We start from the raw sequence: 11,132 nt of genomic DNA on the forward strand, positions 1-11,132 counted from the left end.
GGGGGGCCCTCCGGGAAGGGGTGGGGGCGCGGGGGGGGGCGGCCGCGGGGGCGGGCGCCCCGCCGGGGGGGGGCGGCCTTCTCGTAGCTGACGCAGCCGTTGCGGCCGTTCACCGGCGCCGCCGGATTGTCGTCCAGGACGGAGCGGATGTCGAGCGAGTCCTTCATCTCCTTGAGGCCCAGCGGGTCCTCTTCGTCGCCCAGGAGCTGCTTGCGGACGAAGGTCTTGGGGTTCAGGTCCTCGAACTCGAAGTCCTTGAACTCGGGGCCCAGCTCGCTGCGGATGTCCTCCTTCGCGTTGTCGGCGAAGGAACGGACCTTCCGGATGAAGCCCATGGTGTCCTGGATCAGCTTCGGGAGCTTGTCGGGGCCGAAGATGATGATCGCCATCACGGCCAGGGTCAGGATCTCCAGCCCGCCTACATCGCTGAACACCTAAGCTCCCTAGCTCGTCGGACGACGGTCCCTACAGGGTAATGGCCATCGGCGGGTCCATGGTCCACGCTGCGATGAAGCCGTGGTAAAGACCTGCCGATGGCCGAGATCGTCGCGACCGGGGCGCGAGCGGCGCTCCAGGCCCGGACAGGGCCTAGCGGGTCTGCTGGCGCAGTGCGGGCAGGCCGCCCGAGTTTCGCTCCGCGGCCGGCGGCGGCGTCGCGTCGCGGGTCGCGGCGACGGGGTGGGCCGGGAAGTCCACCGGGATCTGCGCGGTCATCGGGACCAGGCCCCCGCCGCGGCCCGTGCCGCCGCTGTTGCCGACCGTGCTGACCGGGTTGCCGTGCTGGTCCTCGCTCTGCGCGCTGAGGCCGCCGACCCCGCCGAGCGTGACCGCGGCGACCGAGAAGGCGCCCGCGGCGGCGAAGACGAAGCGGCGCCCGCGCGGCGCGGCGGAGCGTACGGAGGCGGCGGCCTGGCGGGGCCGGGCGGGGCTCTCGGGGCGGGCCGCGGCCTCGGGGCGGCCGTTGCGCCGGCCCATCAGGGGCCGCAGCACCGCGCCGCCGCGCCCGAACGCCCGCGGGTCGACCCCGGGCACCGGGGTGTCTGCGCCGAGCGCGCCCGTGCCGAAGGAGGCGCCGGCGCCGCGGCCGAAGGAGCCGCCGGTGAGCCGGCTGCCGCCGAGCGTGCCGCCGGCCGCGACCCCGCCGCCGGGCAGGTCGTCGTCGTCACCGCGGCTGCCGCGCCCGACGGGCCAGTCGGCGTCCGCCGGATCGTCCGCCGACAGGGCGCCGACGGCCATCAGCCGGGCCATCAGGCCGGAGGACGGCCCGGGGGTGCCGGTGCGGGTCAGCAGGTGCTTGACGGCCCGGCCCGCGTCGACCTCGGCGAGGCACTGCGGGCAGGTCGCCAGGTGGGCCTGGACGCGATCGCGCGAGTCGTGGCCGAGTTCGCCGTCCAGGAACGCGGAGAGGCGCTCACCGAGGTGGTGCTCCTCGGCGGCCGGCTCGGCGGGGCGCACCGGCACCGCGCGCAGCGCCGTCTCGCCCGGCAGCGGGAGCGCGGGCAGGACGGGCTCGCCCGGTTCGTCGCCGCCGCGGCGGGCGGGCAGGGCCCAGCCCCGCCTGGCCGCCGACCGGCCGGACGGGTCCGACTGGCCCGGCCCGGACCGGCCGGTTCCGCTCACGATCGCCTCCGTCCGCGCACACCCGGCGCGAGCGCGCCCTCGACGGCGGCGCCGACCGGCACCGGCTCCTCCGAGCCGCCGCGGCGCTCGCGCCCGGGGGCCGAGCCGGGGGCACGGTGCTTGAGCGCGGCGCGCAGGTGCGAGCGGCCGCGGTGGATGCGGCTGCGGACGGTGCCGAGCTTGACGCCCAGCGTGGCGGCGATCTCCTCGTAGGACAGTCCCTCGATGTCGCAGAGCACCACGGCGGCGCGGAACTCCGGGGCGAGGGTGTCCAGGGCGTGCTGCACGTCGGCGTCGAAGTGGGTGTCGCTGAAGTGCTGGGCCGGGCTGGGCTCGCGGGAGGCGAGCCGCTCGGCCGCGTCCTCGCCGAGCGCGTCGAAGCGGATGCGCTGGCGGCGGCGGACCATGTCCAGGAACAGGTTGGTGGTGATCCGGTGCAGCCAGCCCTCGAACGTGCCGGGGGTGTAGGTGGACAGCGAACGGAACACCCGGACGAAGACCTCCTGGGTGAGGTCCTCGGCGTCGTGCTGGTTGCCCGTCAGGCGGTACGCGAGGCGGTAGACCCGGGCGCTGTGCGCCTCGACGATCTCCTCCCAGGAGGGCGGAGTCCAGGTCTGCGCGTCGGGGCCCTCGGTGAAGGTCGCGAGGGCGGGGGCCTCGGTGGTACCGGCGGCCGGCGTTGCGGCGGCGGGCTGGTCCAGGTCGGAGTGCGCAGGCTGGTTCATCACGGGCTTCGGCGTACGGGCCGACGCGGTGCAGCGGGAGTGCCGCCGCACGGGGACGTCGCCCTCGGCCACACCTCCTCGGTCGGCTCTTCTGCCCAGCAGGGCCACCACCATATCCACCTCACCCGTCAAGCCCGGATAAAAGTGCCCGGGAGGTCTCCCGTACCCGGTCCTTCGTGACAACGGCCCGCCGCCGTACGCGGTTCCCGGTCGGCCAGTAATCTGTGCCAGGAAATATCGACTTCCCTCGGCACCGGGCCGTAACCCGGGGCTCCGAAAGAGGCAGCCATCAGCGAGTTCGGGCCCGAGCGTGTGGCCCTCGCCGACACCTACGTCGGCGAGGACGCGGTGCTGACCTACGCCCGGGCGCAGTCCGCGCGCACCGGGATACGGGCGATCGGGCCCAGCGGCGGGGCGTGCCTGCGGCTGCTGGCCGCGGCACTGGACGCCAAGGCGGTGGCCGAGATCGGCACCGGGACGGGCGTCTCCGGGGTCTACCTGCTGCGCGGCATGCGGCCGGACGGCGTGCTCACCACGGTGGACTCCGAACCGGTGCGCCAGCAGCTGGCCCGCGAGGCGTACCACGCGGCCGGATTCGCGGCCAACCGCTCGCGGTTCATACCGGGCCGGGCGCTGGAGGTGCTGCCCCGGCTCGCCGACGGCCAGTACGACCTGGTGTTCTGCGACGGCGACCCGGCCGAGTCCCGGGAGTACCTGCTGGAGTCGCTGCGGCTGCTGCGGCCGGGCGGGATGGTCTGCTTCGAGGGGGTGTTCCAGGAGGGCCGGCTGGCCGAGCCGGAGCTGCAGGACCCCCAGACGGGCGCGGTGCGCGACCTGGTCCGGGACGTCCGGGAGAGCGAGGCGCTGCTGCCGGCGCTGCTGCCGGTCTCGGACGGGCTGCTCTGCGCCATCAAACGGTAGGACCGTCGAGCGGCAGGGCCGTCAGGCAGTGGGACCGTCAGGTGGCGGTCCCGCCGCCTCAGGCCGCGGCCGCCAGGCGCCTGACGCGCCGGGCCCTTGAACGCCGCAGGGCCCCAAACGCCGCGGGGCCCGGGCCGACATGACGTCGTACCCGGGCCCGGCAGCACATCTCCAGGAGATGACGAGCACCCGCTGCGGTCAGCCGCAGGCCTTCTTCAGGGCCTCGCCGAGGGCGTCGGCCTCGTCAGGTGTGAGCTCCACCACAAGGCGTCCGCCGCCTTCGAGCGGAACGCGCATGATGATGCCCCGTCCCTCTTTGGTGACTTCGAGCGGGCCGTCACCCGTCCGCGGCTTCATGGCCGCCATGCTCGTTCCCCTTCCTGCAACCGCTCAGCTACGCACCGGCAGTCCGTCCACCGCCGGTATCGAACGCATTGATCGGAAGCCATTATCCCGCATGCCACGGGCTGATGACCAACATCACTCTCGGTGCAACATCGGCCGGACCGCCCCCAAGCGCCGCAATTGCCGTCATAAGCCCCGGCGTGGCGGCGGTGCGCGGGCCGCCGAAAGGTGCGATACCTCACACTCCCCACCCGGCCGTCCGCTCCGGCATCCTGGCACTCGACCGACACCGAGCCGACCACCGGGGAGCCCTCGCCCATGTCCGATTCCGTGCTGTACGAGCTGGACGGCGGCCTGGCCGTCATCACCATCAACCGCCCGGAGGCGATGAACGCCCTCGACGTCGCGACCAAGATCGCACTGCGGGACGCCGTGGCCGCCGCGGCCGCGGACCCGGCGGCGCGGGCGGTGCTGCTGACCGGGTCCGGCGAGCGCGCGTTCTGCGTCGGGCAGGACCTGAACGAGCACCTGACGATGCTGAAGCGGGCCGACGAGACCGGCGAGGGCGCGCTGCGCACCGTCGCCGAGCACTACAACCCGCTGGTGCGGGCGCTGGCCGGGATGCGCAAGCCGACCGTCGCCGCGGTCGGCGGGGTGGCGGCCGGCGCGGGCGCCTCGCTGGCCTTCGCCTGCGACTTCCGGGTCCTCTCCGACCGGGCCGGCTTCAACACCGCCTTCGCCGGGATCGCCCTGACCGCCGACTCGGGCGCCTCCTGGACGCTGCCCCGGCTGGTCGGGCACGCCAGGGCCACCGAGCTGCTGATGCTGCCCCGGACGGTCAAGGCCGCCGAGGCGCTGGAGCTGGGCCTGGCCACCAGGGTGGTGCCGGCCGCGGAGCTCGCCGCCACCGCGCGGGCCTTCGCCCAAGAGCTGGCCGCGGGCCCCACGGTGGCCTACGGCGCCATCAAGGAGTCGCTGGCGTACGGCGCCTCGCACTCGCTGGACGAACTGCTCGACAAGGAGGACGAGCTGCAGACCCTGGCCGGCGAGAGCGAGGACCACCGGATCGCGGTCCGCGCCTTCATCGCCAAGGAGAAGCCGCAGTACCTGGGCCGCTAGGGTTTCCCGCCCGACCGGTCAGACCGGGCGCGCGGTGCGGACGTGGCAGTCCGCCAGGTGGTCGTCGACCAGGCCGCAGGCCTGCATCAGGGCGTAGGCGGTGGTCGGGCCGACGAAGCGGAAGCCCTCCTTCTTCAGGGCCTTCGCGAGCGCGGTCGACTCGGGCGTGACGGCCGGCACCTCCCCCATCGTGCGGGGGGCCGGCCGGTCCGGGGCTCCGGCGAACTGCCAGATCAGCGCGTCCAGCCCGCCGTCCAGGTCGCGGGCGACCCGGGCGTTGGCGATGGCGGCCTGGATCTTGGCCCGGTTGCGGATGATGCCGGTGTCGGCGAGCAGCCGCTCCACGTCCGCCTCGCCGAACTCGGCGACCTCGGCGATCCCGAAGCCGGCGAACGCGGCCCGGAAGCCCTCCCGGCGGCGCAGGATGGTCAGCCAGGACAGCCCGGACTGGAACGCCTCCAGGCAGACCCGCTCGAACAGGGCGTCGTCGCCGTGCACCGGACGGCCCCACTCGGTGTCGTGGTAGGCCCGGTAGTCGTCGGTCGACTCGCCCCAGGCGCAGCGGCGCAGGCCGTCCGCGCCGAGCACCGCGCCCTCGGCGAGGGCGGTCACCGGTCGTTCACCGGTTTCGCGTCCTCGGGCCGCTCCTGCTCGGGCCGCTCCTTGGTGAGCGCGACGGCCGGCTCGACCACCTTCGCGAACTCCTCCAGGCCGGGCAGCGGTTCGGCGCCGGCGTCCGGGCCGTCGGTCGCCTCGACCGCGCCGCGCAGGTGGCCGGCGGCCTCCAGTTCGGCGATCCGCGAGTCGCGGTAGGCGAGTTCGGCGCCGAGGCGGTCCAGGACGTCGTCGACCTCGTCCATCCGGTAGCCGCGGACGGCCATCGGCAGCCGCAGGTCGTCGACGTCCGCCTTGCTCAGCGGACGGTCCTGCGGCAGCCGGGCCGCGAGGCGGTCCTGCACCGCCTCCGGCATCGAGCCGCCCCCGCCGAGCGCCACCAGCGCGGCGCCGCCGACCACCACGGCCATGGCGACCACGATCACCCAGAACACGAGCTGTCCTCCCGAACTCCCGGCCGGCCTGCTGCGAAGTGCCCCCGACCAAACTGATCATGACAGCATGGTCCCTGTGAGGCCGGGGGCCATCATCGCACCCGCAGCAGCTGTGGAGGAGACATCGGTGGCACTGCGCCTGGGACCGCGGGAATTCGGTGACGACGAGCTGGTGATCATGGCGATCGTCAACCGGACGCCGGACTCGTTCTTCGACAAGGGGGCGACCTTCGCGGACGAGGCCGCGTTCGCCGCCGCCGACCGCGCGATGGCCGAGGGCGCGGCGATCCTGGACATCGGCGGGGTGAAGGCCGGGCCCGGTGACGAGGTCACGGTGGAGGAGGAACTGCGGCGCACCGTGCCCTTCGTCGCCGAGTTGCGCAAGCGCCACCCGGAGGCCGTGATCAGCGTCGACACCTGGCGGCACGAGGTCGGCGAGGCCGTCTGCGAGGTGGGCGCCGACCTGCTGAACGACGCCTGGGGCGGGGTGGACCCGAAGCTCGCCGAGGTGGCCGCGCGCCACGACGTCGGGCTGGTCTGCACGCACGCGGGCGGCGCCGAGCCGCGCACCCGGCCGCACCGGGTCGGCTACCAGGACGTGATGGCGGACATCCTGCGGGTGACCGTCGGGCTGGCCGAGCGGGCGGTGGAGCTGGGCGTGCGGCGGGACGCGGTGATCATCGACCCGGGGCACGACTTCGGCAAGAACACCCGGCACTCGCTGGAGGCCACCCGGCGGCTGCCGGAGATGACCGCGACCGGCTTCCCGGTGCTGGTCTCGCTGTCCAACAAGGACTTCGTCGGCGAGACGCTGGACCGGCCGGTGAACGAGCGGCTGCTCGGCACCCTGGCCACCACCGCGGTCTCGGCCTGGCTGGGCGCTCAGGTCTACCGGGTCCACCAGGTCGCGGAGACCCGCCAGGTGCTGGACATGGTCGCCTCGATCCGGGGCACCCGCCCCCCGGCGGTCGCCCGCCGGGGGCTGGCGTAGGCGGCCCGGAGGGCCCAGGGCCTAGATCTGGTTGGTCGGTCGGCGGGTGTCGGCGAGGATCTTCATGACCTCGTCGATCTCGTCGGTGATGTGGAACAGCTCCAGGTCGTGCGGGGCCGCCTTGCCCTGCGCGACCAGGGTGCTCTTCAGCCACTCGTAGAGGCCGCCCCAGTACGCGCTGCCGAAGAGGATCACCGGGAAGCGGGTGACCTTCTTCGTCTGCACCAGGGTGAGCGCCTCGAACAGCTCGTCCAGCGTGCCGAGCCCGCCGGGCAGGACCACGAAGCCCTGGGAGTACTTCACGAACATCGTCTTGCGGACGAAGAAGTAACGGAAGTTCAGCCCGAGGTCGACGAACTCGTTGAGGCCCTGCTCGAAGGGCAGCTCGATGCCGAGGCCGACGCTGAGGCCGCCGGCCTCGGAGGCGCCGCGGTTGGCGGCCTCCATGGCCCCCGGGCCGCCGCCGGTGATCACCGCGTAGCCGGCCTCGGCGAGGGCCCGGCCGATGGCCACGCCGGCCTCGTACTCGGGCGAGTCGGCCGGGGTCCGGGCGGAGCCGAAGACGCTGATCGCGGGCGGGAGTTCGGCGAGGGCGCCGAAGCCCTCGACGAACTCGGAGGTGATCCGCAGCACCCGCCACGGATCGGTGTGCAGCCAGTCGGTCGGGCCGGTGGTGTCCAGCAGCCGCTGGTCCGTGGTGCTCGTGCCGACCTGGTCCCGGCGCACCAGCACCGGGCCCTTCTGCTTCTCGGGCCAGGCCTTCTTCTTCCGCGGCACGCCGACCTGCTCGGGGCCGTGTCCGTAGTGCTTCTCGTCTCCTGTGCCTGTCATGACGAAACCCTACGTCCGGTGATCCCGGTTTTCAGGCAACAGGGGAAGGTCGGTTGGGCGACCGGAAGATGGCGCTCAGCCGAGGTTAGGCCGGTCGGGCCCCCCGATCAAAGGTGCGGCGCCACAGCTGGTGAGCCCCGGCCCCACCCCGTCCTCGGTCTCCGCGATGGCGCTCAGCGAGCAGTGCTCCTCCCGCTTGTGCGCGAGGTTAGGGTCACCGGGGCCGTAGTTGACCGCCGGGACGCCCAGCGCGCTGAACCGGGCGACGTCGGTCCAGCCGAACTTGGCCCGGGCCTGGCCGCCGGTGGCCTCCAGGAAGGCCTGGGCGGCCGGCTGGGCGAGCCCGGGCAGCGCGCCCGGGGCGAAGTCGGTGACGGTCAGCTCGAAGCCGTCGAAGACCTCGCGCACGTGCTTCTCCGCCTCCGCCTCGCTGCGGTCCGGCGCGTAGCGGAAGTTGACCGTCACGACGCACTCGTCCGGGATGACGTTGCCGGCCACGCCGCCGTCGATCCGGACGGCGTTCAGGCCCTCCCGGTACTCCAGTCCGTCGATCTCCACCCGGCGCGGCCGGTAGTCCGCGAGCCGGGTGAGCACCTCGGCGGCGTGGTGGATGGCGTTGTCGCCGAGCCAGCTGCGGGCCGCGTGCGCGCGCACGCCGGTGAGCCGGATCTGCGCGCGCAGGGTGCCCTGGCAGCCGCCCTCGACGACCGCGCCGCTCGGCTCCATCAGCACCGCGAAGTCGGCGGCCAGCCAGTCCGGGCGCTCCCTGGCGAGGTGGCCGAGGCCGTTGCGGTGGGCCTCCACCTCCTCGCAGTCGTAGAACACGAAGGTGAGGTCGCGGTTGGGCTCGGGCAGGGTGGCGGCGAGCCGCAGCTGGACGGCGACGCCGGACTTCATGTCCGAGGTGCCGCAGCCGTAGAGCAGGTCCCCCTCGACGTGGGAGGGCACGTTGTCGGCGATCGGCACGGTGTCCAGGTGGCCGGCGAGCAGGACGCGCTCGGGGCGGCCGAGGGTGGTGCGGGCGACCACGTTGTTGCCGTACCGGTCCACGGTCAGGTGCGGGTAGCCGCGCAGCGCGGTCTCCACGGCGTCGGCGAGCGCCTGCTCGTCGCCGCTCACCGACGGGAAGTCGACGAGCCGGGCGGTCAGCGCGCCGCCGTCGAGGGTGAGGTCCAGGGGCGTCGGGTTCGGGCTGCTCATGGCGCCAGCCTAGTCCGCGGGGTGTGCGCCCCGCGTGGCGCTTGCGTGACGCGGGACGCGGCGGCCCGCCCCGGAGCGAGCGGGCGGGTAACCGCAACCGGGTGGCGCCGCACACCCGTCCGAGTGGGTACGGTGTCGGATCAAGAAGCAAGGCGCGAGAGGGGCGACGGTGGCCAGGAGAAAGAGCGGCGAGGAGCTGGGCGAGGAGTTGGCGCCCCCCCGCCGCGGTCCACTGCGCGCGCTGTTGCTCGTGATCGTCGGCCTGCTCGGCCTCGCGCTGGTCGCGGGACTGGCCGTGGTCGGCATCTGGTGGTTCGGCTTCAAGCAGGGCGAGCCCGAGGGCTGCACGGTGAAGACCGCGGCCGGCAGCGGCACGCTGGAGCTCCCGCAGGCGGCCAACGCCGCGACGATCGCCGCGGTGGCGCGCTCGCGCGGGCTGCCGGACCGGGCGACGGCGATCTCGCTGGCCACCGCGATGCAGGAGTCCAAGCTGCGCAACCTCGCGGGCGGCGACCGGGACTCGATCGGCCTCTTCCAGCAGCGGCCCTCGATGGGCTGGGGCACGGCGCAGCAGATCGGGGACCCGGTCTACGCGACCAACAAGTTCCTGGACGGCCTGGTCAAGGTGCCCGGCTACACCCGGCTGCCGCTGACCGACGCGGCCCAGGCCGTGCAGAAGAGCGGCTACCCGCAGGCGTACGCCAAGCACGAGACCAAGGCGACGCTGCTCACCTCGGCGCTGGCCGGCCGGGAGCCCGGTTCGTTCTCCTGCGTGGTGCGCGATTACGCCAAGCCGGATCCGGCCGACTCGTCCTCCCCCACGGCGGGTGCCTCCGTCTCCCCGGCCGCCTCCCAGCCCACCGCCGCGGACCGGGCCCAGGTGCTGTCCGACCGGGTGCGCCGCGAGTTCGGCCGCACCGTGACCCCGGCCACCGGGTACGCCTCGACCATCAAGGGCGCCGAGAACGCGGTCTCGCTCACCCCGGACCCGTCCGCCGCCGCGCTGACCTCCTCGGCCGACGGAGCCGACGGCGGGATCACCGCCGAGCGGGCGAGCGGCTGGGAGGTCGCCCACTGGGCGGTCGCCCAGGCCCAGCAGCTGGGCATCGCGACGGTCGCCTACGACGGGAAGATCTGGCGCAAGGCCAAGTCGGAGGACGGCTGGCAGTCGCAGACCTCCGGGACGTCGACCAAGCTCGTTCAGGTCACCCTCGCCACGTCCGACAAGGGCTGACGAACCGACGTTCGGGTGGCCGCCGGACGGGTGAACCCGGTCAACCGCAGTGGACCGGGAGCCCGCCGTGGCGGCCCCGCTGGAGAACCGTCACTCTCCTTGCCCGGGGCCGGGTCCACGGGGGCCGTACGGGCCCGCCAGACGCCGTCACGCCGGTCCTACGATCCGATGGTCGGTCAGACACTTTCCTGATCCAGGCCGAAACCTTCTGGCTCCTCAAGCGGTAACACCGTCAGTCCGCCCGGCGGACGTGACGGACCCAGACCCTCCGAGGAGCCCCATGTCTCACCCCCTCACGCGACGGATCGCCAGCGCCGCGCTGCTCGTGGCGGCCGGCGCGACCCCGCTGGTCGCGGCCGGCTCCGCGTCCGCCCTGGGCGGCGACGCCCTGCTGCCCAAGAGCGACCTGGTCGCGCCGCTGGGCCAGCTGACCAACACCGACACCGGTTCCACCCTCCAGCACACCACCCACCAGCTGGGCCAGGCCGCCGGCAGCACCGGCGCCGCCACCGTCGCCGCGGGCGTACCGGCCTCCGCCGACGCCGCCGGCAACATCGTCGCCCACCAGCTCCCCGAGGCGAACGAGAAGGCCAGCTCGCTGACCGCCCCGGTCGACCAGACCGCCGCCACCACCGGCCAGCTCTCCGCCGTCACCCCGAAGGTCGCCTCCGCACTGGCCGGCAAGCTCGGCGAGGCCGTCACCGGCAAGGGCGTCGGCACCCGCAGCGCCGCGGCCAGCCCGGTCGGCGGGCTCGCCCAGACCGGCTCCATCGCCAAGGGCCTGCCCGGCGCCGACAAGCTCGCCGGCGCCGTCCCCGGCACCAACGCCGTCACCGACGCGCTGCCGCTCGGCTCCGTCGCGCGCGCGCTGCCCGCCCTGCCCGCCACCGACGTCCTGGGCCTGGCCGAGCACGGCTCGGCCAACCGCCTCGGCGGCGCCGACCTCGGCCCGAACAACCCGCTGTCCGGCCTCACCGGCGCGCTCGGCCCGATCGGCGGCCTGCTGGGCGGCGTGAACGGCGGCAGCATCAGCGGCCTGCCGCTGTAACCCGCCCCGGGTACGGCGAAGGGGCCGGTGTTCCGTTCGGAACACCGGG

Annotated in this window: 13 protein-coding genes; 5 read left to right on the forward strand and 8 right to left on the reverse strand. The window is 74.1% G+C overall.

The window, feature by feature from the left end; translation table 11 throughout:
* The 3 genes from ACFV6I_RS32020 to sigE form a co-directional block, all read right to left on the reverse strand.
* A partial coding sequence (locus ACFV6I_RS32020; RefSeq protein WP_380429092.1) for a sec-independent translocase occupies positions 1–434 on the reverse strand: 434 nt, incomplete at its 3' end.
* 154 nt (positions 435–588) lie between these two features.
* Positions 589–1,620 carry a zf-HC2 domain-containing protein gene (locus tag ACFV6I_RS32025; RefSeq protein WP_380429095.1) on the reverse strand — a complete coding sequence of 344 codons (1,032 nt, stop codon included), beginning with the start codon at positions 1,618–1,620 and terminating at the stop codon, positions 589–591.
* Positions 1,617–2,345: an RNA polymerase sigma factor SigE gene (gene sigE, locus ACFV6I_RS32030; protein WP_063351160.1), complete on the reverse strand. Its 729-nt coding sequence runs from the start codon at positions 2,343–2,345 to the stop codon at positions 1,617–1,619. The genes ACFV6I_RS32025 and sigE overlap by 4 nt, the downstream gene beginning before the upstream one ends.
* A 312-nt stretch (positions 2,346–2,657) precedes the next feature.
* Here sigE and ACFV6I_RS32035 point away from each other — a divergent pair, with 312 nt between their 5' ends.
* The gene (locus ACFV6I_RS32035; protein WP_244293377.1) at positions 2,658–3,266 is read left to right on the forward strand and encodes an O-methyltransferase; all 609 of its coding nucleotides are present in this window, start codon (positions 2,658–2,660) and stop codon (positions 3,264–3,266) included.
* 198 nt (positions 3,267–3,464) lie between these two features.
* On the opposite strand, the gene ACFV6I_RS32040 is transcribed toward ACFV6I_RS32035, so the two are convergent.
* Positions 3,465–3,632, reverse strand: coding sequence for a DUF3117 domain-containing protein (locus tag ACFV6I_RS32040; RefSeq protein ID WP_014137929.1), 168 nt, complete (start codon positions 3,630–3,632; stop codon positions 3,465–3,467).
* A gap of 297 nt (positions 3,633–3,929) precedes the next feature.
* Here ACFV6I_RS32040 and ACFV6I_RS32045 point away from each other — a divergent pair, with 297 nt between their 5' ends.
* Positions 3,930–4,730, forward strand: a complete 801-nt coding sequence (locus tag ACFV6I_RS32045; protein WP_380429097.1) for an enoyl-CoA hydratase-related protein — start codon at positions 3,930–3,932, stop codon at positions 4,728–4,730.
* Between the two features lie 18 nt (positions 4,731–4,748).
* On the opposite strand, the gene ACFV6I_RS32050 is transcribed toward ACFV6I_RS32045, so the two are convergent.
* Positions 4,749–5,342 carry a DNA-3-methyladenine glycosylase I gene (locus tag ACFV6I_RS32050; RefSeq protein ID WP_380429100.1) on the reverse strand — a complete coding sequence of 198 codons (594 nt, stop codon included), beginning with the start codon at positions 5,340–5,342 and terminating at the stop codon, positions 4,749–4,751.
* Positions 5,339–5,779 (reverse strand): DivIVA domain-containing protein, encoded by a 441-nt coding sequence (locus ACFV6I_RS32055; protein ID WP_063347936.1) that lies wholly within the window; start codon positions 5,777–5,779, stop codon positions 5,339–5,341. The genes ACFV6I_RS32050 and ACFV6I_RS32055 overlap by 4 nt, the downstream gene beginning before the upstream one ends.
* Positions 5,780–5,957: 178 nt before the next feature.
* On the opposite strand from ACFV6I_RS32055, the gene folP reads away from it, so the two are divergent.
* Positions 5,958–6,770, forward strand: coding sequence for a dihydropteroate synthase (gene folP, locus ACFV6I_RS32060; protein WP_063351161.1), 813 nt, complete (start codon positions 5,958–5,960; stop codon positions 6,768–6,770).
* Positions 6,771–6,791: 21 nt separating this feature from the next.
* Here the strand turns inward: folP and ACFV6I_RS32065 are convergent, their stop codons facing one another.
* Both ACFV6I_RS32065 and dapE read right to left on the reverse strand, forming a co-directional pair.
* The gene (locus ACFV6I_RS32065; protein ID WP_380429103.1) at positions 6,792–7,601 is read right to left on the reverse strand and encodes a TIGR00730 family Rossman fold protein; all 810 of its coding nucleotides are present in this window, start codon (positions 7,599–7,601) and stop codon (positions 6,792–6,794) included.
* A 75-nt stretch (positions 7,602–7,676) separates the two neighbouring features.
* A complete protein-coding gene (gene dapE, locus ACFV6I_RS32070; RefSeq protein ID WP_380429105.1) occupies positions 7,677–8,801 on the reverse strand; it encodes a succinyl-diaminopimelate desuccinylase in 1,125 nt (374 codons plus the stop codon).
* A gap of 169 nt (positions 8,802–8,970) precedes the next feature.
* Here dapE and ACFV6I_RS32075 point away from each other — a divergent pair, with 169 nt between their 5' ends.
* Positions 8,971–10,035 carry a hypothetical protein gene (locus ACFV6I_RS32075; RefSeq protein WP_380429108.1) on the forward strand — a complete coding sequence of 355 codons (1,065 nt, stop codon included), beginning with the start codon at positions 8,971–8,973 and terminating at the stop codon, positions 10,033–10,035.
* 280 nt (positions 10,036–10,315) lie between these two features.
* On the forward strand, positions 10,316–11,083 hold the full coding sequence (locus tag ACFV6I_RS32080; protein WP_063347939.1) for a hypothetical protein: 768 nt from the start codon (positions 10,316–10,318) through the stop codon (positions 11,081–11,083).
* The last annotated feature ends 49 nt before the right edge of the window (positions 11,084–11,132 follow it).

It is taken from the genome of Kitasatospora sp. NPDC059803 (assembly GCF_042732255.1).
Taxonomy (GTDB): Bacteria; Actinomycetota; Actinomycetes; order Streptomycetales; family Streptomycetaceae; genus Kitasatospora.